Source organism: Paenibacillus qinlingensis, assembly GCF_031455095.1.
Classification (GTDB): domain Bacteria; phylum Bacillota; class Bacilli; order Paenibacillales; family NBRC-103111; genus Paenibacillus_E; species Paenibacillus_E qinlingensis_A.
Genome location: NZ_JAVDSB010000030.1, coordinates 1 through 26,955 on the forward strand (window position 1 = coordinate 1; position 26,955 = coordinate 26,955).

The 26,955-nt window shown below is 40.7% G+C and carries 37 protein-coding genes; 1 reads left to right on the top strand and 36 read right to left on the bottom strand.

Going from position 1 to position 26,955, the window contains the following annotated elements; all coding sequences use genetic code 11:
- The first annotated feature begins 90 nt into the window (after positions 1-90).
- Positions 91-285: a hypothetical protein gene (locus tag J2736_RS32955; protein WP_310502752.1), complete on the top strand. Its 195-nt coding sequence runs from the start codon at positions 91-93 to the stop codon at positions 283-285.
- A 208-nt stretch (positions 286-493) separates the two neighbouring features.
- Here the strand turns inward: J2736_RS32955 and J2736_RS34380 are convergent, their stop codons facing one another.
- The 36 genes from J2736_RS34380 to J2736_RS33130 form a co-directional block, all read right to left on the bottom strand.
- Positions 494-760 carry a DUF7667 family protein gene (locus J2736_RS34380; RefSeq protein WP_463675863.1) on the bottom strand — a complete coding sequence of 89 codons (267 nt, stop codon included), beginning with the start codon at positions 758-760 and terminating at the stop codon, positions 494-496.
- 106 nt (positions 761-866) lie between these two features.
- On the bottom strand, positions 867-1,085 hold the full coding sequence (locus J2736_RS32960) for a helix-turn-helix transcriptional regulator (protein ID WP_310502753.1): 219 nt from the start codon (positions 1,083-1,085) through the stop codon (positions 867-869).
- Between the two features lie 73 nt (positions 1,086-1,158).
- Positions 1,159-1,920 (bottom strand): peptidoglycan recognition protein family protein, encoded by a 762-nt coding sequence (locus J2736_RS32965; RefSeq protein ID WP_310502754.1) that lies wholly within the window; start codon positions 1,918-1,920, stop codon positions 1,159-1,161.
- Positions 1,877-2,116, bottom strand: a complete 240-nt coding sequence (locus J2736_RS32970) for a hypothetical protein (RefSeq protein ID WP_310502755.1) — start codon at positions 2,114-2,116, stop codon at positions 1,877-1,879. The genes J2736_RS32965 and J2736_RS32970 overlap by 44 nt, the downstream gene beginning before the upstream one ends.
- 5 nt (positions 2,117-2,121) lie before the next feature.
- Positions 2,122-2,313, bottom strand: coding sequence for a hypothetical protein (locus J2736_RS32975; protein ID WP_310502756.1), 192 nt, complete (start codon positions 2,311-2,313; stop codon positions 2,122-2,124).
- Between the two features lie 35 nt (positions 2,314-2,348).
- Positions 2,349-6,044 (bottom strand): hypothetical protein, encoded by a 3,696-nt coding sequence (locus J2736_RS32980; protein ID WP_310502757.1) that lies wholly within the window; start codon positions 6,042-6,044, stop codon positions 2,349-2,351.
- Positions 6,045-6,055: 11 nt separating this feature from the next.
- The gene (locus tag J2736_RS32985) at positions 6,056-7,396 is read right to left on the bottom strand and encodes a hypothetical protein (protein ID WP_310502758.1); all 1,341 of its coding nucleotides are present in this window, start codon (positions 7,394-7,396) and stop codon (positions 6,056-6,058) included.
- A gap of 56 nt (positions 7,397-7,452) precedes the next feature.
- Positions 7,453-8,229, bottom strand: coding sequence for an HNH endonuclease (locus tag J2736_RS32990; protein ID WP_310502759.1), 777 nt, complete (start codon positions 8,227-8,229; stop codon positions 7,453-7,455).
- Positions 8,226-8,513: a hypothetical protein gene (locus tag J2736_RS32995; protein WP_310502760.1), complete on the bottom strand. Its 288-nt coding sequence runs from the start codon at positions 8,511-8,513 to the stop codon at positions 8,226-8,228. The genes J2736_RS32990 and J2736_RS32995 overlap by 4 nt, the downstream gene beginning before the upstream one ends.
- A gap of 129 nt (positions 8,514-8,642) precedes the next feature.
- A complete protein-coding gene (locus J2736_RS33000; RefSeq protein WP_310502761.1) occupies positions 8,643-8,777 on the bottom strand; it encodes a hypothetical protein in 135 nt (44 codons plus the stop codon).
- Positions 8,778-8,859: 82 nt separating this feature from the next.
- Complete coding sequence (locus J2736_RS33005; RefSeq protein ID WP_310502762.1) at positions 8,860-9,357, bottom strand: stalk domain-containing protein; 498 nt, start codon at positions 9,355-9,357, stop codon at positions 8,860-8,862.
- 53 nt (positions 9,358-9,410) lie between these two features.
- Complete coding sequence (locus J2736_RS33010) at positions 9,411-10,079, bottom strand: hypothetical protein (RefSeq protein ID WP_310502763.1); 669 nt, start codon at positions 10,077-10,079, stop codon at positions 9,411-9,413.
- 10 nt (positions 10,080-10,089) lie between these two features.
- Positions 10,090-11,370, bottom strand: coding sequence for a hypothetical protein (locus tag J2736_RS33015; RefSeq protein WP_310502764.1), 1,281 nt, complete (start codon positions 11,368-11,370; stop codon positions 10,090-10,092).
- Between the two features lie 181 nt (positions 11,371-11,551).
- The gene (locus tag J2736_RS33020) at positions 11,552-12,205 is read right to left on the bottom strand and encodes an AP2 domain-containing protein (RefSeq protein WP_310502765.1); all 654 of its coding nucleotides are present in this window, start codon (positions 12,203-12,205) and stop codon (positions 11,552-11,554) included.
- Positions 12,206-12,310: 105 nt separating this feature from the next.
- On the bottom strand, positions 12,311-12,997 hold the full coding sequence (locus J2736_RS33025; RefSeq protein ID WP_310502766.1) for a phage adaptor protein: 687 nt from the start codon (positions 12,995-12,997) through the stop codon (positions 12,311-12,313).
- Positions 12,998-13,031: 34 nt separating this feature from the next.
- A complete protein-coding gene (locus J2736_RS33030; RefSeq protein WP_310502767.1) occupies positions 13,032-14,555 on the bottom strand; it encodes a glycosyl hydrolase family 28-related protein in 1,524 nt (507 codons plus the stop codon).
- An 8-nt stretch (positions 14,556-14,563) separates the two neighbouring features.
- A complete protein-coding gene (locus tag J2736_RS33035; protein WP_310502768.1) occupies positions 14,564-14,806 on the bottom strand; it encodes a spike base protein, RCAP_Rcc01079 family in 243 nt (80 codons plus the stop codon).
- Positions 14,807-14,816: 10 nt separating this feature from the next.
- Positions 14,817-15,062, bottom strand: coding sequence for a spike base protein, RCAP_Rcc01079 family (locus J2736_RS33040; RefSeq protein WP_310502769.1), 246 nt, complete (start codon positions 15,060-15,062; stop codon positions 14,817-14,819).
- A 6-nt stretch (positions 15,063-15,068) separates the two neighbouring features.
- Entirely contained in the window at positions 15,069-15,233 is a 165-nt protein-coding gene (locus J2736_RS33045) for a hypothetical protein (RefSeq protein ID WP_310502770.1), read from the bottom strand.
- Between the two features lie 56 nt (positions 15,234-15,289).
- A complete protein-coding gene (locus J2736_RS33050) occupies positions 15,290-15,517 on the bottom strand; it encodes a hypothetical protein (RefSeq protein WP_310502771.1) in 228 nt (75 codons plus the stop codon).
- 23 nt (positions 15,518-15,540) lie between these two features.
- Entirely contained in the window at positions 15,541-16,437 is an 897-nt protein-coding gene (locus tag J2736_RS33055) for a Mu-like prophage major head subunit gpT family protein (protein ID WP_310502772.1), read from the bottom strand.
- A 13-nt stretch (positions 16,438-16,450) separates the two neighbouring features.
- Positions 16,451-16,900, bottom strand: coding sequence for a hypothetical protein (locus J2736_RS33060; RefSeq protein ID WP_310502773.1), 450 nt, complete (start codon positions 16,898-16,900; stop codon positions 16,451-16,453).
- A gap of 21 nt (positions 16,901-16,921) precedes the next feature.
- Positions 16,922-17,362, bottom strand: coding sequence for a hypothetical protein (locus J2736_RS33065; RefSeq protein ID WP_310502774.1), 441 nt, complete (start codon positions 17,360-17,362; stop codon positions 16,922-16,924).
- A 6-nt stretch (positions 17,363-17,368) separates the two neighbouring features.
- Entirely contained in the window at positions 17,369-18,259 is an 891-nt protein-coding gene (locus tag J2736_RS33070; protein WP_310502775.1) for a hypothetical protein, read from the bottom strand.
- 285 nt (positions 18,260-18,544) lie between these two features.
- Complete coding sequence (locus J2736_RS33075; protein WP_310502776.1) at positions 18,545-18,781, bottom strand: hypothetical protein; 237 nt, start codon at positions 18,779-18,781, stop codon at positions 18,545-18,547.
- Positions 18,782-18,795: 14 nt separating this feature from the next.
- Positions 18,796-19,074, bottom strand: a complete 279-nt coding sequence (locus tag J2736_RS33080; RefSeq protein ID WP_310502777.1) for a hypothetical protein — start codon at positions 19,072-19,074, stop codon at positions 18,796-18,798.
- An 11-nt stretch (positions 19,075-19,085) separates the two neighbouring features.
- Positions 19,086-20,945: a portal protein gene (locus J2736_RS33085; protein ID WP_310502778.1), complete on the bottom strand. Its 1,860-nt coding sequence runs from the start codon at positions 20,943-20,945 to the stop codon at positions 19,086-19,088.
- 270 nt (positions 20,946-21,215) lie between these two features.
- The gene (locus J2736_RS33090) at positions 21,216-21,590 is read right to left on the bottom strand and encodes a hypothetical protein (RefSeq protein ID WP_310502779.1); all 375 of its coding nucleotides are present in this window, start codon (positions 21,588-21,590) and stop codon (positions 21,216-21,218) included.
- Positions 21,587-22,198, bottom strand: a complete 612-nt coding sequence (locus tag J2736_RS33095) for a hypothetical protein (protein WP_310502780.1) — start codon at positions 22,196-22,198, stop codon at positions 21,587-21,589. Before J2736_RS33095 ends, J2736_RS33090 begins: the two co-directional genes overlap by 4 nt.
- Positions 22,199-22,210: 12 nt before the next feature.
- Positions 22,211-22,444 carry a hypothetical protein gene (locus J2736_RS33100; RefSeq protein WP_310502781.1) on the bottom strand — a complete coding sequence of 78 codons (234 nt, stop codon included), beginning with the start codon at positions 22,442-22,444 and terminating at the stop codon, positions 22,211-22,213.
- A 6-nt stretch (positions 22,445-22,450) separates the two neighbouring features.
- Positions 22,451-23,857 carry a phage terminase large subunit gene (locus J2736_RS33105; protein ID WP_310502782.1) on the bottom strand — a complete coding sequence of 469 codons (1,407 nt, stop codon included), beginning with the start codon at positions 23,855-23,857 and terminating at the stop codon, positions 22,451-22,453.
- Complete coding sequence (locus tag J2736_RS33110) at positions 23,845-24,243, bottom strand: hypothetical protein (RefSeq protein ID WP_310502783.1); 399 nt, start codon at positions 24,241-24,243, stop codon at positions 23,845-23,847. The genes J2736_RS33105 and J2736_RS33110 overlap by 13 nt, the downstream gene beginning before the upstream one ends.
- Positions 24,244-24,601: 358 nt before the next feature.
- Complete coding sequence (locus J2736_RS33115; protein WP_310502784.1) at positions 24,602-25,093, bottom strand: sigma factor-like helix-turn-helix DNA-binding protein; 492 nt, start codon at positions 25,091-25,093, stop codon at positions 24,602-24,604.
- Between the two features lie 229 nt (positions 25,094-25,322).
- Positions 25,323-26,267, bottom strand: coding sequence for a hypothetical protein (locus J2736_RS33120; protein WP_310502785.1), 945 nt, complete (start codon positions 26,265-26,267; stop codon positions 25,323-25,325).
- A 94-nt stretch (positions 26,268-26,361) separates the two neighbouring features.
- A complete protein-coding gene (locus J2736_RS33125; protein ID WP_310502786.1) occupies positions 26,362-26,508 on the bottom strand; it encodes a hypothetical protein in 147 nt (48 codons plus the stop codon).
- A 192-nt stretch (positions 26,509-26,700) separates the two neighbouring features.
- Positions 26,701-26,895, bottom strand: coding sequence for a hypothetical protein (locus J2736_RS33130; protein ID WP_310502787.1), 195 nt, complete (start codon positions 26,893-26,895; stop codon positions 26,701-26,703).
- Positions 26,896-26,955: the final 60 nt, after the last annotated feature.

Sequence of the window (26,955 nt, forward strand, 5' to 3'; positions counted from 1 at the left end):
TCTGCTGATGTTTGTATACTACGCAAAATAACACAACCTTTTATTTTTATTGTATAATAGAAGTAAGGAATATAAAAGGAGACGGATACGATGGAAGAACGGATATTATCTGCAACCGAACTTACTATGCAATATAATTCTGATGTGCATGCAATACGTACTAAACATTTTGTTAAGTCATTAGATCCTGCACAAGCTTTGGATTGGAAAGAAGCTCATACACCTAGTAAAGAAGAAGTTGAACGAGCTTTGAAATTTTATAGTGTATATAAGGATCGGATATGATGGGTACATATGTTAAGTTCAAGTTTAGTGATACAGAGTACGAATTTACTAACGACCTAGAATTCCACGGTGATTATATTTGGACAGAAGGTAACTTCTCATGTGACTGCAATAGGTCCTCATTTATTCAAGAGCATTGTGACAGTGAATTTCCTTTAATGGATTGTGGAGATACAATAGAATTGATTGAAGTAAAAGAAGCCCTCACTTAATAGTGAAGGCTTTCTTTCATTCTCTCGATTTCTTGGCATACGGTTTGCACTGCGTCGAAATCATCGATCATGTAGTGGAGAAGACTCCAATTCTCGAGATAGGCCATGCGTAGCCAGTAATCACTATTGGCACTCAGACAGTGATTTAGCTCAACTATCTCATTAAATGTTAAGCTACGTTTTTTACTCAGTAAGTGGAGCTCACCGATACGCTGCAGAGCTAATGATATTTTTACAGCCATAGCATAAACCATCCGATACATAAGAGTACGCCACCGACTACGACGATCCATGCTGCGGGATCCGACCAATCGTTTTTACCTGTGTTGAATTTCATGATACCATCTCCCTTTTGGGTTATGGTTAATTTTATGCCTCTGAAGCATTAATATTACTGTCTAGGTAAAATATATGCTCTACAGGCATAGACAAACGTTGACTGATTAGCAGAGCACCTTCTAATGTAGGAGCCTGCTTATTGTTCTCGTATCGGTTGTACTGGTGCTGGGTGATACTAAGGTAGGCTGCGAATTCTGTTTGGTTCATTCGTTTATCGTGGCGTATGTCCTTTAGTCGATTTTTTAGCACGTTATCACCTCGCGTAATACTTCTACGCAAGCATAATTTATGCCTTTGAGGAATAATAGGAACCTTAGTCGTATTATAGCAATCCTTGGCTTTTCATGATGGAATGTACGGAGTCTAACCACGATCTTGCCCACGCACCGTCTCCGTCACTCTGCTGGGCTAGGTTGTACATATACGTAGCTTGATTCTTTACAGCGAAGCAACGTTCTATTTGAGCTTCTAACGTCTTATCTCGCTCTATCTTCATCTGGATATTTTTAATGTCACTACGCACACGGTTTATGTCATATCCCGGGCAGTTAGTTGGATTCAATTCTCCATGCGATTTAATTTCCTTGAAGTTAGGTAATACATCAATAACCATAAGAATAGCAGCATAAAGAGCATTACGATCTCCATCGGTAAGTGTATCATAATTGAAATAATCTCCTGAAACAACGATATGCACTGTATAACCATTGTTATTAGATATACCGTATATGCGGTCTAGTAGGTCATTGCATTGGTAAATGCGTCCGTTGCGAATAAAGATATGATATGGTATTCCACCCTCTCCAATTGGAATGTTAGGATCATCGTCATAAGCTGTATTATTGATATGTGTAGTCGCAATCTCAGACATTAATTGCATATCAGTTTTTCCTAATTTCTTTGATTTAGGAATGGCATCATGATGTAGACCTATCGTAGTCAGGTTATTTATATCTCTTACTCCAGCCAACTGTGCCCATGTTTTTTTAGGGTTCTTAGGCAATAAATCCGTTACATCTTGATATTGTACATTTCCGAAGTTACTTGTTATTTTCGATGGTATAGATAGGTTCCGCAGCCCCATTGGTCGTGCCTCCTGTCTGTGTTGTCTCTGTTACATGTGGGTGGATAAAGAAACCTGCAAGGGATATCGCACCCATTATTAAATCAGCACCCAAGTCTATGGCTGCATCTGGTATGTCGATGTGAAACATTTGCTTCGCGATTAACGCGAGTAGTGTAAGTATTGGGATGATCAGTTGCTTATTAAATTTTTTCACTCTCCTCATGCCTCCTTTGTATATACCCCTGGTTTGTGGCCACCTAAAATAATCTCAACAGCATTCTTTAGTTCATCACTACCATGCTCCATAATGTCACTGTAATGGAATCGTATGAACGTTTCTGTGTTGTCGAGTAGCTCCCACCATTTCACTGGTTTATCTAAATTCCCTTCGCTTTCGTCCATTTCAATCAATTTCATCACTCCTAATAAAAGTAAAAAACCACCCGTTACCGAGTGGCTTGTTTTGGTGGCTTTAATTCTGGGTATTCTTTCACGAGTTGTTTACGAGCTGCTACACCAGCTTCTGTATTAATATCTCCAACGCGCTTGATTAAAGATTTAGATGTAGCTGTCGTGCCTACCTTTTTGCTTATTGCTTTTCTAGTTTCTTCACCCTGTAATTCTTGTAACCTTGCGAACTGGTCACCATTTAATTTGACACTTTGACCATCAACGGTAATCGTTTTACCAGGTACACGTGGAGCAATTGATTCATCTCCACTTTCATTGATCAAATCTACGATCAATTTTGCTTCAGGAGACAATTCGTACTTACTTGATGTACCAGGGTTGAACAAAACATTGAACGGACTATTTTTTTGTTGAGTTGTTTTAGGTCTTCCAAGTGTATCAAACTGCTGCGGCAAATTCCCTGCTAGTCCAGGTATTTTTGCGCGTGCCTGATTCAAAGATTGGTCAAGTTTATTAGGTGAGTATGTTTCTCTTTTCGCATTATCTCCAAGCTGTCTTGCTTGGTTAGCTGCGGTTGGTACGAATGACGAAGGAATCGTTGAAAGAATATCAATGATCTTATCTGTTACTGTTTGCCCTGGGTAACCTTGTGCGGCGTTCTTGATACCTGATAATACGGATTGCTCAGTAAGAGTTCCCAAACCTCCTTCTAAGCTGTTGTATGCTGTTCCAGGTAGTCCAGATAGTTTTTGTTTACCTTCACTCATATTCTTTTTAATGTTAGCACCCAAAGATACAGCAACAGAAACAGGTTGAGCCCAATCATACGTATACAATTGGTCACCCTCTCTCGTTTTAGCTGCAGCAGGATCAAATCCACTTTTCGCTAATCTAGCAAGTGCTGACAGGTTAACTTGATACTGTCCTTGACCAGCAGATCTTTGTAAATCACGTACGTCCTTATCCTTGCTTGCTTGGCCTGTTAACACACCTTTATCAATCAAGAAGTAGCCAAGTCCAGATAATCCGAAAGTACCGATGATTGCGCGGCTTAATGCCTGTGTTGCCTCAGCAGTGTTAACTTCCTTCTTTAACCATGGGCGAGCTGCAATGGCTGCGCTTCTAACGAATCCCGCAGGTGAGTATTCTAGCGCTCGCATAAGCAATGCACCTGGAGTCTTCGGGTACTTCAGCACCAAATCACCGATACCAAATTCTTTACCTACGTTTAAACCTTTTTTGAGTGCAGTTAATCCTTTTGAAATGGCATTATTATCTTGGAATGTGGCGTATTTACCGTATTCGTTAGCAATATTGATAATGTTATCGTCTGCTTCACGAATATATTTTTCAATCAATTGTTTGTCTGCGCCTTTACCTTCATTAATCGCTCGAAGTGTAGCTTGCTCACCCAATGTATCGTTATAAGCACGCATATATGCAGCAGTATCAAACGACTTTAATGCCGCGCCTAAGGCTTTCTCTGTGTAGGTCAACGGATTATACTTACTTCTAAATGCAGGGCTTGAAAGGTCGTACTGTGTCTCTAAACCGTTAACGTTAGCACCCTTCCAACCTGCCTTTAATCCGCGCATCCAGTTCTGCCAATAATCACCCTGGTTATTCGTTTTAAACGTAACTGTACGATCTCCACCAGTTAGTTTTGACCGGGCAACATCGATAGGCGTAGCGATCAATTTATTAAGTCGTTCAATTCGATAAAATAATTCATTACCTAAAGCATTACGGACCTGTGTTTTAGGATTTAACAGTTGCGCTTGTGTCTGTGCGCTGCTTATTTTCTTAAGTACCGAAGGCTGATCTAACCCTTTGAGTATGACTTGAAGATCCTGCGAAGCAAGTCGCTTCTCATCTCCAGACAACGAAGATACATTTTTAGCTAAGTTTCTTAGGGAATCTGCTTCATCTTCAGATAAGTTTTTATCCTTGATAACTTTTTCAGTCAACTTTTCAGCTTTATCAATCGTTTGAGTAGTAACTTTCTTGGATGTTTGTTCAAATGCTTCACGAGCTCTCTCATACAAGTTAGCAAGTTGCGGCCTAATATCTTCACCAAGATCACGCACCATTTGTTCAGACCAGTCCGCAAATTTCACTGTTCCACGAGCTAACTTAGCTGCACCAATGATAGCCATATCTGCCCATTCATCTAGTGGAGTAGAGTTAAATCTATTTCGTCTGCCATTACGTCTTTCTATGGCTTCTTTTTCTTTCTGTTCCAAGAATGAAATTACGTTGTCACGAACACGAGTATCTTTAATAGGTTGTGGAGCACGTGGTGGCTTCGGTTTCCTACTCGTCTCCTGTATGAACTTTTTTGATTCCTGTACAAATCTCTTCAACACGGATGTTTCTGTTTCACTCAATTTCTCGCCAGTCTTAGCGCGTTCGAGAATATTAAAAACATCATTAGCTAAATCTTTTACGCCTGTCATTTTTTGAGTAACGGTAGCTAAATCCGTGATATTTTTTGCTACTTCAGTAGTTACTTTAACTTCTTGAGCACCAACAGGTAGAGACTCATTGGTTTTCCGAGCAATACGTTGAGCTCTAATCAACACACCTTCTGGTGTAAGCCTATTAAACAATGATAATGCTTGTATCGATTGACCTGCATTTGTAGCTTCTTCAGCCACTTTATCAGCAATGTCAACGGCACGTTGATAGTTACCTTGACCATTATAATGATCGATCAAACGTTGTGCCGTAGCGGCTTTCTCAGCACTGAAACGATCTTTTCCTAAGACAAATGATGTTGCTTCTTCAATATTATTCTTTATTCTATCATTTGCTTTCAACACAGTTTCTTCATTCGTGATAGGCGTGTACAATGATTTTAATTTATCTTTGAATTCACTAGGTGTTTTATCAGATTCCCTTAATGTTTCAGCGAAACCTCGCGGTTGTTCCAATGGTTGTGCTCGCGTTACAGGAGGTTCTTCATATATCAGAGGCTCATTAGTAAAAGTTTTACCCACATTTTTTGTGTATCCTTGCGCTATTGGGTTAGTAGGTGATCCATCAACAAACGGTGATGTCACTGTCCTTTTGTTCTCTGCTACGTTTCTAATAGCATTTTGAGCTAAGGATTCAGCGGAATCTCTACCGAAACGTAGTGCTTCTAATCCAGTTTTACCTAAACCACCTAAAAGAGCACCGCCACCAGCACCAAATGCTGCTCCTTTTAGCAATTCACCAGTACTTGATTCTGGATTAACAACCTGTTGCTGTGCAGCGCCTAATGGAGCTCCTACAATTGCTTCACTCGCTGCTTTCTGACCAATACGACCTATAGTTGAAGATGAAAGTTTAGGTAGGGCTTTAGCAACAAGACTATCTGCTGCTCCAGTAAGACCACCAAGATTAGCAACGCCTGCACCTGGAAGATAAAATGATCGTAATACGTTAGCAACAGGTTCAATTTTCTCTCCTGCAACATCCAATCCTTTTAGAATTGTTCCAAGCACAGGAATATTTCTTGCCCTTGTTTCAATATCCATTGCAGGTGATTCATCCATTTCTACAGGTCCATTTATAGGCCTTCTGGATGGTGTATTTTCGATCTGAGTCGGACGTACAGGTCTATCGAATGCAGATGTACTGGACGGTGATCCTTGATATTTAGAAAAATCTACACTAACACTAGACTTATCCTTTTTATTTTTACTGGATGAACTGGTACCACCGTATTTACCGAAATCAATTGGCATTCAATTCACCCCTATCTAGGATCTCCATCTTCATCGAAATAAGATTTATACAGGGCGTCATAACCTGATTTACCAAGATCTTTTATTATTGCTGCTTTATTTTCTGCGAAAGCTTTTTTACGCATATCAGGTGTAAGTCCATCAAAACCTGAAACGTAGTCAGCTTCTAATTCATTCTTATTTGGTGTTTGAGCTTTATTTAATGCTTGTTCCTTCTCGAACTCAAATTGCTTCTCACGGAAAGCTTGATCTGCTACGAACTCTTTTGATCTCTGATCTAAGCTGGCCCACTGCAATCCTCTTGATGCTGCAGCATCGTTCACGCTTTGGAGGAAATCTTTATCTTTAAAAGCATTCTCCCACGCTTGCTGAGCTTTATTTTCATTGAACTGATCTTGTTTAAGATTGTTTTCCCATTCTTGCTGGCCTTTAGCGAACTCATATTGACGGTCAGATTCAAAGTTTCTACGATCCAATTGTCTAGCTTCAAGTGTCTGTAATCCTGCAGGTGTATTTACATCTGTTGATGTTACATCAGCACTAATAAAGTTAGGATCGATACCCAATCTTTGTAACTGACTACGCAATGTATCAGCTTGACTACGATATCCTGCCAATTGGTCCTGTGTTACTCCTTGTTGCTCTGCCTGGCGTTTCAATCCTAGAATCTGATCGATAGCAGACTGTGCTTCAGGTGGGATAAATGATCCAGTTAACTGAGCACGATTTTGTGCTGTCTGTTCGCCAAATTGTTGTTGCTGGAACAATGGTTGTAATAGCCCCATTAAGTTCTGCAACTGCTGCTGTTTCTGCGATTCCTGTTGTGCTAGGATCTGAGGAACTACTTGCGTTTCAAGGAATTGTTGCTCATCACCTGCAATACGTCCTGCACGTTCGCCTAGTGTTGACGATCTACCGAACCCTGATGACCCTAGCGCCTCTTGCGCTGAACGTATCCCCTCATTCTGCCTACGTGCTGATTGCGCGGCGTACGCTTGATACTGAGGAGTATTGTACACGTTTGTAGGTTGTTGCGGCCCTGTTATTTGTTGCTGTAGTTGCTTAAAAATATCGTTAAACTGATTGTTATAATTGATTTGACTAGGTTGTTGTGTAGGTTGTGTTACTGGTTGAACCGGTTGTGTAGGTTGGGAGAACTTTTGCCAATCATTCTCGAACTGTGTAGGGCTAGTGTAGGTCGTGCCTGAGTAGTTGCGCGGAGAAGTAGTAAAGTACTTCCCTCTCACAGAAACATTCTGGTTATTAGGATCGAAAGTAATATCTTCAAACTTTAAAGTAGGGTCTTTTTGCATTAGCGATGCTCTAATAGGAGTTGTGTACGCGTCATTCATAATTATTTTTTCCCTCCTTCAATAAAAAAAGGCCGCCTATTGGCGACTTATTATAATTAGTTTAATTTTATAAAATTGTGTGGATCTTCACCATTATTAATAGCATCAATTACCTTTTTAGCATCCTCTAACCTTTCGAAAAGCCCAAATTGGAAACGTTTCTTATTAATTTGAAGTTCTGCTTTCCACATTTTTTTTGCAGTAACAAAGCTAACTCCCCTGACACCGCTCTTGTTGTTTCTTTTTGGAGTTTTTCTTTTCAGTTTAATAATTTCATTAAGAAAATTTTCTTCTACTACATCAGGGTTACTATTTTTTGAATAAGGCATTAGTTTGGAATACGCAGTTTCAGCCAGTTTTTGTGCCTCATCATAATCATGAAAATAACCAAAGTGATGTAATTTTTTATTTATATGAATTCGCACTTGCCACATTTTCAAAGACTTACTCCAACTTAAACCTCTTACTCCTGTCCTACTTCCTCTCTTTCCAGATATAAGATTTTGAGCATTCTCTGCAACAGTAACAATACGCAAGTTTTCTTTTCTATTGTCTAGACCATTATGATTAATATGATCAACTACAAGTTTATTTCCTTTTTCCAAACCCATAATATATCTGTGTAAATTTGTTATGAAAACGTTTTTTCTGTTTTCTTTTTTGTAAGCAGAAACATATAAAGTTCTATTATTTTTACCTTTAGAATTAATATTCCACCTATATATTTTTACTTTTTCTAAGTCCTCAGTATCAATCAAAACTTCGTGAGTAACATCCTTAGATTCAAGGTAGATAATTGAAATATCTCCCTTAATTTCATATTTATGTTTCATTTCCTCCCTCCAAGTCCATTTATCTCTTGCTGTAATTGCATACCATCGGAGAAACCTTTACGATAGTAAACATCCTCGGCATCAGCAATTTGAGCGCAAAAGTTAGAATATATACCTAAGAGCACTTCTCTATACTCATAAGGGATAACATTTATCAATAATTGAAACTTTTCTTCGTTTTCGATTATCATATCAACGAATTCTGGTGAACGATCTACAGTTTCGTTCAAGTAGTCGATTCTCTTTTTAATACTATTTTCTAAAAATCCCATTAAAGTTTCCATTGTTATCCTCCTGATTTTGGAGGCAACATCCTAGCGTTGATGCATATCTTTGGTGTATAATCTAGTTAGGGCATTGCCCGAAAGTTTAACCGTTCCCTAGTCCTGCCAGACTACGATGGGAGCGGTTTTTTATTTACTTGCTTCATTTCCTTTTCGTGCTAACTCGTACAATGCTGCAACCCATGTCGTAATTCCATTTTTCTTTTGGTACTCTTCCACAATTTTATCAATTTCAGGTGGAACAGTTATTGACGTTCTACGCATTTCTTCCTCCTTTGATGTAAGATATACACCAATATTACACCAAAGAGGAATGAGAGTCAACTAAAAAAGCACCCGAAGGTGCTTACTTTTGTAGTTCAGTTAATTGTTCTTCATACAATGATATCTTAGATGTTAATTCATCAATTGTTGCTTGATACTGTGATTTCAAAGATGGATTTCCCTTTATTTCAGAATTGAAAATATCAATGTTAGCCTGAGCAATTCTAATCTTCCTCTTCAAATCATCTATTTTATTTACTAAATCATCATTTATTTGAGTTGGTTCTGTAGTGGTTTGAGGCACATCATTGACTCCTTTGTTGTTCAATTCAACGGTCTGAGTTGTTTCATTCCAGTTAACGGTAATCCCTGTCACAGCGGCTACGTCACGAAGTTTTAGATAAGTGCTGCCATCTACCATAACAGGTGGATTATATAGTTTCACTGCCGTACCGTTCATAGTTACTGGTAATGATGGTCTTAGATAAGCTTCAATCTTCTGTAATCCCTCATCAGCATAAACAGATCCAGCCGCGGTAATTGAGACTCCTACTAAAAAACCTAATATGAATTTTTTCACGAATACCCATCCTCTACCATTTTCCACCAGTATAAGGCACATTTAGTATTTTGTTAAGGGGTGCGTATGCCGTCGGTGAAGTTAATTGGCACATTTGCAACGCCTCCGGGAGTGGCCGACACATATACAGTTCCACTTTGACCTAGTTGTCCATTTATTCGTAATGCCGCGCAATCTATATTTACTAGATTTGTTGCACCTAAATTCAATGTTACTCCAGAGCTTAATGTTATACTTGCCGCACCTGTCGGAGTAATCAGTAATATATCTGGTGATAGGTATTTAAAAATCCCCTTAGTCGATCCTCCGTGGAAAAATACAATTTCAGGATCTCCACTGGAACTGTTCGGATTAATTCTGATCGATTCATTTGCCGTCTGATATGCTCCAAGTAGATTCGAACCTGAGTTCAATTCTACTTTTGGGAATCCCGCTGATGAACGAACAAGAGCAGATGTCATAACGACATTACCGTTAATATCCACGGTGAAAGTATTGGTTGTACCGTTGTTGATGACCATTCCATCCTTAGTCAACGTAATTGTCCCCGGTCCACCATCTAAGTCATAAACTATTACTGTACCAGCTGATAACGAAGTCACGTTAATACTATCTAGCGAGAGCATGAGTTGGGTAATTTCTTGCACGAGTCGATTTACGCGATTAGCCACATCACCAAACGAAGGATCCGGTGGAAGTTGGTTAATATTAGGGATAGGCATTGTAATCCTCCTAATGTTGAACTGGTTGAATCCTTGAATATCTTTGTACTTGCTGAATCTCTACAAGTGCTGTACCTGTTAAGCGGTATCTATAGAAGTTCGTTAACGGCACCACATCAAGTGGAACAATTAAGTTCCTATTCTGTGTGACATTGTCTGCTGCCGTTGTATTCTGTGTATCAATTAACAACCATGCATCATCACGTTCAGCTTCAGGACTTACATGGACAGTTAAGCTTGTACCCGTGTTGATCAATCCTTGTATATGCATCTCATACAATTCCTTTTCAGCCTCCATCACACCATCATAGTAAGGGCGTGTAGTGACTTGCCAGTTAATTGTTGCTCCTGCATCGGTGTAGCCATCTTGGAGCTTAAATGTTTGTCCTGACGCGTCTCCTGCGAATGGTCCACTATTAAGTACAGCCGCGTATCTCAGACCACCTAATGCAATGTTACGGATATGCCATTTACGGTACCGCGTATCATATACAAGCTCAGTGTCAGGCTGTGTATTCGCTCCTGTAGGAACGCATAGGTAATAACGATGATCATCTGTCCATGCACATGCATTTTCAATAGCAGCAAAGTTAATATTCTGAAGCACACCTCTTATTGGTTGCCCTATAGCTTTAGCAGCTCCACCAGCGCCTACATAGACATCATCTGCACCTAGCCATATAAGTAGCTCATCTACCTCTACAATAGTCCTGTACTGCACACATCCGATGTCATTAGATCCTTCTACGAGACGGTGTGTAGCACGTGAATCACCTGTGTGGAACAATATAGCGTAACTATCACGCTTGAATATCCATATTTGGCCCTGGAAAGCGTGTAACCCCGTAATAGGTCCACCATTAGCTGTGTAATACTGTACAAATCCACTATTTTCAAGAGTTGTCCAATCCAATGCGTTTTGGAAGGCACAAAAAAAGACGGTATCTAAGTCACCCGCCTTGTTTGCCGTATATACTCTTCGGTTATCTGAAGCCACGTACTTACACACTGGCATCTGTGGAATATCAATGAGTGTGGATCCTGTCCAGTACTTTGAAGGGTTAACACCATTAACGAGTATTAGTGCAGGACCCATAATATCGAAATTCGTGTAATCCCAATCAGCATTGGCCCATGTACCACCTATGTTAGTCCAAGTAGTTCCTGCGCTGTTATACTCGAGCTGAGTTCCTACTCCACGCACTAGGTGAGTGTTACCGAAGTTAGCGAGTAGCCTTGTAATCGCACCACCACTAGTACCATAGTTTGTACGGCCTTTTCTTGTGGCCAAACCAGGAAATATATCAAAATCCCAACCATATCCAGATGTCATTGAATTTTCACTAGTATAAAATGAACTGGTTGATTGATCTACTCCATCTTTAAAATCATTTACAGCTCTTCTTTGTAAATTACTTGGCAATGCTCTCCACTGTGCAATATTAATCACCCCCAAATAAAAAAGCCATCCATTAGGATGGCTTACCCCAGTATTTTATTTCCCCATCCATTCTAGCTTTTGAAGCTTCTTCAGGATTTTTAAAATACCCTAGACTAATATTTTTTCCTTCAACTCTTATGCTCGCCTGCCATATTCTTTTTTTACGGTGGTAATAAACTCCCCTATATCCCGTTTTATTTCTGATAAAACGTTTGTTTCTCGCTTGTTCTTCCAAAGTTGCCCATTTGCAATTATTTGGTTCATAATTTCCATCGACGTTAGTTCTATCCAATGAGTGATTAGATGTTGGTTTCTTTCCCATATCTTCAAAAAAGGTTTCGAAATCCTCCCACCTTTTGCAAACCGTTATACCTCTTCCACCATAGTCAATATAACTAGTGTATTTAGGATTTGTACACCGCTGTATCATATTTGTCCACGTATTATATTCTGAACTTCTTTTTATTTTTGTTTTCCCATGAGTAACGTGTAATTCTGAAGAGTTTTCTTTCCTAAGACATCCACAAGATTTAGTTAAACCTCTTCTCAAATTGTTTCCTAAAATATATTTTTCTTCACCACATATACACTTACATAACCATGTGGATCTTTTATCTGTTAATTTAATAACAGTTAATCTTCCGAAAGTCATACCTGTTAAATCGATAAAATTATAAGTCGACATTTCAACACCCTCTTAGTGTTCTCTATTATTGGAAATAAGGGAAACACAGTAGAGTTCTGTGATTTCGTCTGGCCGGACTATCCCTCACTCAATATTATAACATATTTATGGTGAAGTAGTAGGCCATCTCCCCCAATTTGTTCCTCGGTACAAACGCGGACTGGAAGGCATAAAGTCTACTGGAGTTATGAATTCTGGTTCTGACATTTTCATTCTCCACATGAGTTCGTTAATTTTTTGTTCATACTCTGCATCATAGTTGGACTGCATTTGCGCATCTTTCCTCGCAGCACATATTCTCTTCAATATACCTAGTTTAAGAATTTCTTGGTATCTTGTTGGTGTGTCAGGTGATGAAGATAAGTTAGATGTATTCCATTCTTGCGGGTCTTTATCATGGTAAATATAAATAACCCGGTCATCTAAAGAACCACCTGGGATATTAAAATAAAACGCATCACTTATAATGGTGTACCATAAATCAGCTTGCCCTACAAACTCATTGTCATCGTTACGCTTGAAACGTACCTCTCTAAATACAGGTGGAGGCGGTAATGCTGAATCTGTCATCTGGTAAGTAACAACTTTTATTTTATCAATGTCTACTTCTTGCGGAATCGGATATAATTCCTCTCCAGCTACAGTTGTAAATGCGTATGGAGGTGCATCTATTTCAAATACTTCAAATAATTCTAGTTCCTCTTCATTGGCCCATACATTCTTTTGATCTGTCGTGAATGTATTCCTATACCTCAAATTCACATCATTTAGTATTTGTTGTCTCGTTGGCATTGGATCACCTCTTTTACAAAGCTAACTAATTATTTTAGAAGCCAATCCCGAATATGTTTTCATTAATAATTGAGTTTACCCCACTTGGGATTGGGAATGTCGTTCCTCTAAATGTGTTCATTTTAATCACGTTGTAATCAGTTCCAGGAGTATTTACATAAATCTCGAAATTTGTCCCTGTCCTGCTCGGGAGACTCCTCGAATGGTTGTTTACGATTTTAGAACCTGTTATGTTTGCGAGAAAAACAATGTCATTCGTCGTGTTGTTTTCAAATTTATTACCATCAATGACCATTCCGGTACTGAATGATGCATTACCTAATGCTTTAATACCTGCTACATTGTTTACAATAGAGCATCCTTTAATGCTAACCGTGTGTGTATCGCTAAGTTCAATACCTTCACGATTTGGAGAAAGTACAATGTTACTAGCTATCCAAATATTCGTTATTGTCACTTCTGTACATTTACCAAAAAACATTGATGAATCTTGGAAGGTTGCCGTTCCTCCGAGGTCGTAACCTCCATCTGTTATGAAGATTGTTTGCCAACCAACAATTCTTATATCTATTTTCGCCGCAAAAACACTTGTGCATTTGTTTATAAAAATCCCATTACTAAGACCATCAGGAGTTGGATCATCAGCGTAAATGAAATAGTTATTATCTAAATTAAAACATTTATCAAACCAAATGAATGATGTGTCTCTATTCAGAAAGTAACAAACATCATTTGCTTGAGCAACTCCGCTCGTAAACCTGGCATTTCCACAGAATCCAAGGTCGAAACCTATTTGAAATCCAGCTACAGTGTAGTCTGTGATATTGATCCAGTTATCATGGAATCCAAGAATACCCTTAAAACTAATTCCTATGCTTGTCTTACTCAGCATATTTTCGACAATCTGTACATCTTTTAACGTCCATGTTGTGCCACCGAAGGCGCTGTTTCTTAGATAATTAAAACCAATAATGTTGTTAGCAATTTTAAATATTGTTACTCTGAAACCTGATCCGAACCATTGTAAATCTCTAAATTGTGGAACGATAACGGTTGTTCCTATGAAGTATACAACGGGTCTAAACTTAATAACATTTGCCTCATTTATCGCCTTTTGAAAAGCTGGAGAATCATTGGTGACACCATCACCTAGTGCCCCCCACCATTCAACATGTGCTGATTCATTGCGCATACTACTCAAAATCGTTGTTCCTAGTCCACTGAAAATTTGGTAATATCCTGCATCAATGTACCCGTTAAATGTTGCCGTCACTAAGTTATTCAAACTAAGTTTTGCTCCACTGGCGAACCACGCAGTTACATTACTTGGGAAAATTATGTTTCCAGACATCAAGTATGTTCCCGCAGGAAAAAAAATTATTCCTCCACCAGCTGCAAGAGCATCATCGATTGCATCGGAAATAAAGGTTTGGTCTGATATAACTCCATTCCCTTTAGCTCCGTATTCTTTTACATTATAAATTGCACCCCGCCAATTCCTGATGGCCGACAATGTATTTCCTATTTGTCCTGATACGATTTCACTTACTGTTGGCATGAACTCACCTACTTCACAATGAATATGTTGCTTGCTGTTGTTCCTGTGCGAATCTGTTTACATGAAAACCAGTGAATCACACCCGTTTTTAAGTTAGCTAAAGTAACGTTTTGTCCACCTAACGTTTGTATTTCAACATCAGCTTGCGAAGCATCACTAACAATAAAACCTCGCGCAGGTTCATTGAAAACTGTTGTATTAGATGGTGTGACAGGGAGAACATCGAATGCAGATTGATTAATAATTTCCATGACTACCCTCCTAGTACACGATCTTGATATCTGTTGCGCTCGTGCCTGTTGCTCTAATCTGCTTGCATGCGAACCAATGTATGATACCCGGTTCTAGACTTACTAAAGTCACGTCTTGACCACCCTGAGTGCGAATAGCAACGTCCTGCACTGCACCATCTCCGATATAGAAGCCTCGTGCTGGTTGAGCGAATGTAGTCGTATTAGAAGGTGTTGCTGTGAATACGTCAAATGCGGATTGGTTAACAATTAACACGATTAATCACCTCTTTAATGGCGGTCTACCCATACGGGGCTTATCTTCTTTTTTATCTGATCCAACTTGTGTGGGTTCTTGTCGTTCTAATATCTTTCTAATCGCTTGTAGCTCTTCTAAAACATCATTTTTCCAACGTTGTTCTGGTGTAATTCCTTCGAAATGTCCCACAATTGACCTCCACATATAAAAAAAGCAGGAAGCTTTTACACTCCCTGCTCGTTTAATTACTTTTCACTCATTAATCCTGCTTGTTTAAGCTCGTACAACAAAGAATTCAACGTCTTAGCTACAGTAACTACGTCTAATTCCTTCTTAATGTCCAATGCTTTAACATTGTTCATCACTTTACCACTACCGCCAGCCTTGATCTCAACTCCACCAATGTAGAGCTTTTCGAAATCAACTGGGCCTGAAGGTGGTACATAATCTGGTTTGCCGTATGTTCCAGCCAAAATGAACACCTGCTCTCTATTTATTAACCTCTGGAACCTACGAGTTGCCTCCAATTTTCCGCTCTCGGCTGGAAGCGTGCATAACCCAACCAAGATTGGGAACCGTTTTTGTTCATCACTGGGTACTTGTTGAACTCAGGACGGTTTCTCCAAATCATTTGCAACTGGTGCTGAGGACCAGAAAGAATCCAAGACGTTTGAGTGTACAGATCCCAATAGTCGTTGACTACCAGCTCCATGTTAGGCAATACGTTTTTATCATTCAACGCTACGCCAGCTTGTAGCGCAGATTGGAGAATTGTAGCAGCGGTAAATTGCAAAGATTGCGGTACAGTAAGCTTGTTAGGGATTGAGGAAATTTTCTTCCCGTTCTCGTCCTTTTGTTTACGGAACAAGATGATTGCTGTTTTCAAGTTACCATCCGTCAATGCACCAGTTGTTAAGTTGTCCTGTGTGCCGCCGTTGTCACCAAAGTTAGGGTGAGCATCGTTAAAAGTAGACAGTCCATCATAACCTGTTGAAAGGGCATTGGTGAACATTTCCTCGAAGTATAGTGCTGCAACATCCTCTACCGTTTGACGTCCACCATGACCGCTATCTTTTGACATGTTGACAACTTCATCCCATAGTTCATCATTGATTTGCTCTTTGGACATGATGACTTCTGATTTGAAGATGTCGAACTGCGTGAATACCAATGGCCCTAGTTTGAAACGTTGTTCTGTTGGATTCACGTTCTCGCCTGATTTCTCCCAAGCGCCAGTACCTGCAATGATTTGTTTCGTACGGTTATTCGTTACAGCGTCAATATCGCGGTAGGTACGGGAATATTGTTCTGGAGTTTCATCCCAACCTTCGAAAAAAGCCTCGTCAATCCGTCTTTCGTATAAATTCCCAAAATTACCTGTATTCATTGGCATGGAAAATCACTCCTTAGTCGCTTCGTTTTAGTAGATTAATTGAGCAGTAGCAATCAACAGTAAAGTTGATATTATCGAAAGCAAAAACAACAAATTGCCCATCGACAATATTGTCTGGGTCAATCTGCTCTTCGTTAAGTAAGTTGAACTTTGTGATGTATCGATCAGTGTTATCAAAGCTAGTTTTTACGCCAGCTGTTGAGTAATCGATACGGAATAATGAATCATAGAACATTCTCACTGGAATAACAGCCGCTGGATCGATGACAGGTCCCGTAGTGATGGCCTGAGCTGCAGCGCCAACTAATGTTGTAGAATCAGTTGTAGCGAGAATAAGATACTTTGTAACGGGGTCAATCTGCACCATGTCACCAATATTGATAGTCTGACTTAGACCAACTTGAAATGGTATTTGAACTGGTGCGTTTCGCCCGTCTATACGTGTTAGAAATCGGGCTGCCATATCGCCACCGCCTTCAAGGTTTTAGGATACGCCAGTAACAAGCGTCACATCGGCTGTGCCAAGTGTGTTGTTGAACGCTACGATACGGAACATACCGCCAGTTGTATCTGCAAAGTTAAGCGTTGTTTTATTGGAGATGTCATACAATGTCGATGACATGACAGACAATTGTGTTACAGGACCACCAGTTACAGGCAAACGGAAGATACCACCTTTTACATTCATGAGATTGACTGGAATGTTATCTTGTGCTGTCGGTGATACACCAGTTGTAATTGGCTTAGCAGCTACACCAATGATTGTTGTAGAAGCAGCTACTGCTACAACTAGAAGGCCAGTGGCAATATCAACCTGAAGCATGTCACCCTCATTGATTGTTTGGCTGGCACCAATTAATGCCTTGATTGTTACTGGATCGTTGCTACCATCTAAATTTCGTACATAACGCGGCGTGATTGCCATAATAAATTACCTCGCTTTTTGTTTGGATTTCCATTCTCGGAATTCTTTTAAGCTTTTGAAAGCCCCTTGTTGATCGGCCTTAAGTAAGTTTTTAGCTTGTGCTTCGCTCATATTAAGACGTTTAGCATCTCTTGCATCTTGGCTAGTTAACTGTACACCTGGTTGTGTAACTACGTTCGCATCACTTACCACTGTACGTTTCTGCTCGCTACGTTTGGCAATCGCACGCTGTTCAGCCTCTCTCGAAGCTTGTTCAATACGTGCTTTACCACCAAGCGCCCAATAAGCCTGTTCAACAGACATACGTGGATTCTCACGCATAAACGCGGTTAATTGCGGTTTCATAGCTTTAATTCCCGTGTATTCTGGTGAATCAGCCATGTCATTGATCTTCACAGAGATTTTCAAGTCTTGCAGTTCGCGATCTTTACGCTGATTCTCCAAGTACCATTTGGTTTGATCTTCATCCCAACCATTGGCATATCCAATCTCTTTGGCTTGCTGTTCCTCTCGAGAACGTTGAGCAGCTTCCAACAGTTGATCAGGAGTTGTACCAAGCTCATCAAAGGCTTTTTTGTAGGACGAATACTCACGTTCTACGGATTCCCTGACTTCTTTCTCAGCTTTCTCCCTAATCTTTTTTTGCTCACGTTCTAAAGCCTTCTGAAACGCTGTCTTTTGCTCAGCAGGAACGTCATCATAACCATTACCAATCGGCGTTTCCTTCTCATCCTCTTGAGGATAAGGTTCATCTAAACCGTTTCCAAGTGGTTCATACTCGATATGTTCTTCTTGCTCAATTACTTGTTGTTCTTGTTGAGGCGCGGCATCCGTCTCTTGTGGAATCATGCCCGTTTGTCCTGCGGCTTTTGCTGCTTGATACTCGTCTCTTGTCATCGTAAATCCTCCTATTGTAAGTGGTGGCATCCCACTAATTGTCATGCCCATCAAGGTCTATTCCCTCGCGTCAATCTGCTGTTCAGATGAATCTATGATAAAACGATCGCGAACGACCCGTGACTACGTGTTGTAAGCACTGAAAAAGTAGCATTGCGGATAATGTCGTAGATATCATTAACACTTATGTCTATAGTTCCACCTGCGAATAATGTAAAGGTAACAGCCATAATAGACCACCTCCTACGCTCTTCATCAAATGAAAAAGAGACCTTTCGGTCTCAGTTAGGTTGTGCTGGAATTGAAAGGGCTATTGCTTCTACCAGCCATGCTATTAGCACCATTAGCAGTTTGTTTGTAGTTCGTACGCAAACCCTCTGTGCGACCTTTCTCATAACCACGGTTAGTTGTTGTACTCACATTACTGTTAGCTGGACCACCTGGACCATGAGACTTGTAAGGATATGACTTCATCGGCGTTGATCTACCACCAGGACCTACACTTTTACCTTTTGTTGGCATGTTATCACCTCCTTTTAGCGGTATAACCCACTCTTAATGTGATCCTTCAGCTTATAGGACGCCGCTCTAGGCGACCATCTGCCACAGTTACAGCACATTACACCATTGTTATGATACAGGCCTACAACCTCGCAACAGACTGTTACAGGAAGATGACCTGCTTGTCGTTGTAAGTCCTGTCCTGACTTCGCTTGGTTCTTTAGAAACGCTACTACAGCACTATCTGACTTGTGATTCGTTAGTGCATGCGTGTAAAACTGTTCTTCATCGACTGTCATCTCACGATGTGCCATACATTTCACCTCTAACTCGGCATCATATTACTCATTGCTTGTACTTGTTGGTTCATTGGATCTACCATTGCTGGTTGCATAGGTGGTGGAGCAGACATTTCAGGCTGCATACCGGGTTGTGGTGGTGGTTGACCCATCATCATCTGTTGTTGCAACATTTCTTGCTGTCCCCTACTGTTATTTTCTTTCAGTGGAATACCCACATTGTTACGTAGGAAGTCTCTCATTTCATCCCTACCAATCAATGGACCATCAGGATAGGAAATCTTCGAGATATCCAAGAACATTTGGAAAGCGAACGCCTTATCATTCGGGAATCCATTACCCATATCAAGACGCAAATCAAACTGTGCATCCCTTGTAATCTCTTTTCCTGTCTCATCCTGCAGATTTACCATAGCTTCTTGCTCAGGTAATATGCCAAACAATGCATTTGGAATCATTCTAGGCACTGCACGTAACTGCTTAGGATTAACAAACTTCCAATCAGGCTTATCACCATCTACGCGAATCCACATTTCCTCATCCCAATGTTCTAAAACCTCATCAAAGAGTAGCTCTAGCACATCGGACCAACCTTCTTTGAACATCTCAGCCTTATGCACAACACCCTTTTGACCTGCTTGTTGTAAGGCCAAGATTGCAGATGCAGCTGTTACTGCTCCTGGTTGCTGTCCTCGGTTCACATCTGGTCTACCACTGATCAAGTCAGCCTCTTGGAATGCCTTCTCTCGCCTGTTTATTACATCAGGTGATACTTGTCTACCTTCCACAACCTTAAACGCGTTCTGGTCACGCATAGGAACTCTGAGACCTGCTTTATTCGTCCATTTACGGAAGTCAAAGCCACGTCCTGCACCCATTCCAATTACTACTTGCGGATTACCCATCATACGAGCATTCATACGTACCTGATCGTCTAACTCATTGATCAAGTCCTGTGTAGGCATTAGTAGTTCTACATCACCCATGCCCCAAGCTGTACCGCGCTGCGGGTAACAAGGGATCATAACAAAAGGATAGTGGTTACGGCGTTGAAGTTTCTTGCCCTTCAATACCTTCCGACTATCCTCTAGTACGATACTATTAGCCACAGACACACAATACATTTTCCCGTCTCTATCTTTCATGTAACACTCAAGCAGTAATGCTTTTTCACTCGTTACTGTTTCCACTTCATCCGTCATGGCATCCGTGAATGTAGCTTCTGGATTATATGGTACCTCTACTTCTCTTGTTACGTACTTACCACGCTCTTTGAATCGCTCACGAAACCACGATAATGGCTTAGGTACTGCATGTATAAGGAACTCAGATTCTTGTATGAGATGTCCTGACGGAAGCTTAGGATCTGGAAAGAAGTTAGCCGGGCTAACAGGCTCAAACCTTGGCAATCCTCGTCCTTCTAGTTCATCATCATCAAACCACACTTTAATAATCGCGGTACCAAGCTCTAAACGGTCATGTTCAGCCAAGTTTAACTTCTGCTTCATACGATTCCTAAACATAATGAAGTCCATCAAGTTAGCTGTCTGTTCTGCAAACATATCATCTGATGGCTCCCATCCCTTAACTGCCACGGAGTAAGGCTTGTCCACTAAATCAGCAATCTGGCTTTCGATGTTAGGATGGATAATGTTCGTTACACTACCTGGATGTTCTTCACTCTGCTTTGGATTCTGCCTATTATGCTTATAATCATCACATGATCTCCACAGATCAACGAGTCCTAACTGATTCTTAGCATCGAATGCTGCACGGAATAGTGTTTGTACCCGTTGGGCCAGTTCCCACTCATCACCAGTCTGATACGGTCCACTTTCCTTTATCTCGCTAGCTTCCTCAATCACGTCAACGGATTTATCTGCCAATCATCTCACCTCCTAACCTCGAATGCATTCCATCCTGTAGTGGATGATGGTTCACTCACTTTATGTTCGAACTTAGTCAACCTATCATCACGTTCAAACTCTAACTGTTCTATACGGTCTTCCATGGCCTGTATGACAATCTTCGACTCTGCTACATCATGTTGTAAGTTATCACGCATATGGCGTAACTGAACAACGTAGTGAGCAGCATAAAAAGCCGCAGCGAATAGCCCGGCACATAATGTAATACTTATGAGTGCATTTAACATGCTAATCTCCCCATACCAAGAATGATATTGTTACTCCTGTTGCGAATGTTGGTACTGCTAGTACGGATAGTCCTAGTATTACTAACGCCCCGTTAAACTGCCTAGAACGCGCTCTAACGAAGTTCGATCCTATATCATAGTTGATTACGTCTGCTACGTTTACAACGCCTGCAGTACTAAGTGTAGATGACCAGAAACCCTCTATCGTGCTCATGAATGGTACGCCAGTGGATGTACCGTCTTGTGTCACGTAGAAGGTTGCTATCCCTGCACCATCTGTCACTGCTGTACCTGCATATATCTTCCTTGGCCTACCTGACACAGTACCTGCAAAGTTACTCATCACATTGCTGACCTGCTGAGGCTGATTAATCATACGCCCTCCATGTAAAGCAATGGTTTAGCAGTAGCATTTGCACTTATTGCTGTTATAGCACCCTTGTACACAAATCCATCAGCATCAGGTTGCTTGAATGATTCACCATTCTGCAACAACATGCCATTCGTCAATGTGGCTGGTGTACCAAAGAAGAAGTAAACATCCCCACTCAAGTGTTGATTACGCAAGACAAGTTGCTTGCGATTAGCATTAGCTGCCAATACGGACACAGACACGTTGGACACATTAACTTGATTCATCGTATACGTTAGCCCTGTTACTGCCGTACTCACTGTAAACGTACCTGTAAGTACTGGTAAGCTATCTATGTTCAGGTTAACTATGTCCGCTATGGTGATACTAGGCATGCTGGCAATGTTAAGATTCGGTAGTGCAGATATAGTCAAGTTTGGCATGCCTACAACTGTCAGGTTTGGTATAGACGCAATGTCTATCGGATTGTCTACCTCGATATGCACAACACCTGTTATCTGGTCAATGGTAAGTGTTCCATCTACCTCAATAGGTACTGGTCCACTGAAGTCAGGATCAACTAGCTTCACTCGCACACTGATCTGCCCATTCTTGAAGAACTCTCCAGCCATTCCTACACCACCCTACACAAACGGTATAATCATTAATGGATCTTCTGGACTGTACTTGATGGTGATGCGCTTAATGGAACTCTCTACTGTGTCTAGTGATGCAGTAACCAAGTAGTTCTGTCCATTACTTAGTGTGATAACTGTGAATCCATCGTCAGGATCTTCCCATATGGCGTATATCTCAGTTGAGCGTACAAGTACCATTAACCCATCAGTACACTGAAACTTGAGTACGAGTCTAGCCACACCACATCACCACCCGGCTTTTTTAAACCAGTCATCATCGTCATCCCTTACAACTTCACTCTCATGAACCCATATGCCATTGTCATTCTTTGAGAAAGGTGAATCAACTGACTTTGATGTCGTCGGTGGTTGTGGTGCCGATATACCTTGTACAGCTGCAGGACGACTCATTAAACCGTATCTGCATGATTCAGCGGCGTGATCCTCTAACCCATCTGACACATCTTCCACACGTTTATCATCATGAATCAACTGAGGTAACGTACGTATAAGGTTCGAACATGTGTTGAATATCACCCATAGCGGCTGTCCATCTGGCTGTATCTTCATGTACTCTCTCATGCGTGTCCATCCAAGCAAACGATCATTGTCAGCTCGTTCTAACCACACATCATTGTCCATGAATATTTCAGCAATAGACTCCCCTTTTACTTCCCCGTCCTTACTGTACGCCGTACCTCGTTTATGCCACATATCGGGACTTGCAACTGTGTACTCAATAGTTTCCCTGCCTGATAGTTCCTTGATCTTCTTTGCTATGTCTGAAGCATTCATTTGCGTAACATACATTTCTCTATATGTGTAGATCCTTCTGTCATTGACAGCGTGCCAGTAAATAGCACATGGATCATTGAAACCATAGTCAATACTTACGAACCTTAACCAATGACTTGGTATTGCGAATGGTTCAACTGTATGTGTATCTCTACGCCAATCACGGAAATACTGTCCAGCAAACACATCCCAATTCCCATGTAAAAAAGCCTCTCTCTGATCATCAGGAAGGCTTTCTAGGGTATCAACATATTCAGGATTACTATTCATAAGTGCGTGATTGTCATATACCTTAGCTGGTATAAATGTATAGTTATCAGTTTTCTCTTTACCTCTGTACTCACGATCTATAAACAACCTCTTGAACCATGCATGACCTATACCACCAGGATTTGAAGTATAGTACATCCTAGGTTTGAAGTCTGTACGCGTAGAACGGTTAGAAGTCTCAAAGAAATCTCTCATGAACTCAGTAAAGTGAGTAGCCTCTTCAAGTCCTATCACATCATACTCTTGGCCTTGATACTGGTACACGTCACGATCAGTGTCGCAATACCCTAGCTTCATACGCGACCCATTAGGGAATGTGAATGACTTATCATCATCCTTATACTTAGCCAATCCCTTTAGCTCGCTTAGGAGAGGCAATACGTGGTTCTCACGTAGTTCTGGCAGTGTACGACGTAGCAAAAGCAGCCTAAGTCCTGGATACTTCAATGCAAGCAATACGAACTTCCTACGCATGGCCCATGACTTACCACCACCACGAGCTCCACCATATCCAATGTGGCGTGTGGTAGATAAGAAGAATTCCTTCTGCCTATCGTTCGGATGACCTTTCAGTGTTAGTTGGACCATAGATCAAGATCACCTTCTAACTTAACTGTCGTAGTTGTGTTAGCCGTGGATTCACCAAGCATAAGAGCACGTTTATCGTATAGAGTACCGTAGTACGTGGATATCTGATTTAGTGGTATCTCACGTTTACCTAACTTAGCATCTCGTATCATTGAGTGTCCTAGCTCAGCTGCATCCTGTAATGTTTCCCAAATTTTGTCGATCATTTCCTGTCTTTTATCTGTTCGTAACTGTTCGAATTCATCTGGCTTTTCATCACGAATCTTCATGACAGAAGACGGCGCAACCTTGAATTGTCTAGCTATTTCGCGCACATTAGTGTTCGAAGCTAAAGCAGTTTTTATCTGCTCTTTCAATTCATCAGAGATTGTCGGACCTCTTCCCATGTCATTCACCACCTTATAATTAAAAAGAAGCCCAGCTATTAGCCAGGCCTCAAGAGGAGGGATACCAAATTCACATTACCCTAACCTACGTAGTTCATTCTCATACAGCAAGCACTTCACATAATCCCTAGTCCTTAACTGTTTCTTACGATCTTTCAAACATTCACTATGTGCAATAATGACTATATTATCCTTCTCAATCTTCTCTTCTGTCTCGATATTGCAAAACAAACAATTCATACGCAATCCTACTTAGTACTCATATTACCTTACACTTATAGTGGCGAAATGAATACGATTTGCATGTTTTACACAATATATAGAGTAATGTATGCATATATTGACATAAAAAAAGAACCTAGATCACTAGGCTCAATGGTATTGGCTTATTCTTATGCTTCTTAACTTTTGCTTCAGCTCTCCGAATGAAAGTCTGCACGGCACCTCTAGTGATACCAAGGTTCCTCGCAATATCATGTTCATTCCACATTCCACCGATACGCATTTCGTAACACTCACGTTCACGCTCAGTAAGAAGTGTCAGCACGTACTCGAGATGGTAATACTTGTTATCATCATGAAACTCCACTGGCTTAGGTGGATTCGCATATCGTTCCATCAGCTCACTTGGTATCTCCCGTTGATACGCTGCTAGACGCTCCACACCGCGTTTGTTACCCGGTCTACGTCCAGTTTCAAGCCACTCAATGATATACTCACAATCCCTCACCATAGCCCTTACATGAGCTTTGTGATTTTCTTCTACAATGTTAGGCAGTAGTTCAAGCAAACTGTATTTGGAAGTGTAGTACGTTTCAATGTCTGCATGTCCTAGCCATTCTATTTCCACGGTTATCCCTCCCTATGTTCAGTGAAATCTAATACTCCAGTTTTAATTGTGAACCCGCTCTTGCTCCCGTTTTTTCTAATTATCTCCACCAATTCATTGAACCGTATGTTTGGTTCATTTAGGAGATCATCAGGAATTAACTTTCCACACTCACACACCCATTTACCATCTTGCTCACTGTACTCATGTCTGTGATCCATACTGCACTCTCCTATGGAAAAGCGCCCGATTAGGACGCTATTTTAACTACCAACCCATTTTCCTGAGCGAACTGTGCAAGTCTCGCTTCAAGATACTCCTTCGTGACTCTGCTATCCTCTTCAATCTCAGGTTGTCCGATATCCCCTGGTACTGATACGGTTGGTACTTCTGCTTTGGGTATAACGGGAAACTGCAAGCCTAAGTCAGGAACTTCCACAACCCCATCAAGAGAGGTTTCAGGGCGAAACTGGCTACCAACTGGCTTAGTGATTTCAACAGTTCCACGCACTGGAGCTGTACGTTCTAACGCTAATTCTAACGATGATTTAATCTTCGCGCTCTTACTTTGCTCTACAAGTTCTGACAAACGATCAGTCAACGTAATTTCTACTGGTTTGGCAGCTTCTTTAGCACCGTTTGCAATCTCATTTTGCAATTTATCTAGGTGTAGCTGCTTCTCATGCAACAATTGCTCTGCCTCTTCTTTGGCCTCTACAGCTGCATCACGTTTAGTTTTAACATCTTCTAGCTCAAAATTCAGTTGGAAGATAGTTTGGTGGCAATTGTATAGGTCCTGCGCATCCACAGCAATTTTATCTTGCAGTTCAGTAATCTGTTGTTTTGTCGCTTCTTGATCCTGCTTATGTGCAGAGATGATATTCACAATTTCCTCGTTATGATCGGCATAAGCCTGACGTTGGAACTGCTTAATCAACTCAATGATGATATCGTTTGCCCGGTGATCATCGAATAACTCACTAAAGTCATGTGGCAACTTAATCGCCTGTACCGTTTCTTCCTGCTTCTTAATCCGTTCTTCAAAGTCACCAGATTGCAGTGAATAAATGATTTCATCGGCCCGTTGTGCTAGTACGTTATATGCTTCTGAATCAACTTCTAGTGTGCTCATACGCTCTCTTGTGAAATCCAATTCCTGTTTCAAATCTTGTTGTTGTTCCGACGTTAATGACATAAAAAACCTCCGAATTTTTGTTATATTCTACCTATAATTGTACCATATTTCGCCTATATAAGATAGTGAATAAGTTCCATTTTACTCGAATTTCCTACGTTTTTCGCCATTTTTCTACCTCTTTTATATACCGATCCACAATCCTATTTTTATCATCCTCTCGCTCAAACTTATGCAGCAACATCATGATCTTTTTACGCTGGTCAAAGTCTTGTATCTTTGCCAACTTTGCTAGGTTCATGGTCATCACACCTTTTCAATTTTCTCTTACGTGTTCTCAACCACTCATACATCTTTGGTTTAGTTCTCTCTATCCTTTTCTTATCCATGTTGATTCTCGGAATATCTTTCACCTCTCATTCATCTCTTTAGCTTATATACGCCTCTATCAGACATTTAAATTTAAGAACAAACATATTATCGTCAAAACTATTTAAATCGCTACACGACGCCTTCTAACTCGTTTAACGGGCAATGGATGTACTAGACTCATCATCGAGATGAAATATACACGTTCACCTTCTCTTAATCTCGTAATCAGCTGCTCCATATCATAGTGAGTTATACACCTATTCACGCGTTCCTTACCTTTCCCATCAAACCATGTGACAACAGCTATCGGATCCATAACGCCACCTCCCAAATGACCAACCACATCATCAACCCTATGCACACCCCGTTGAAAATC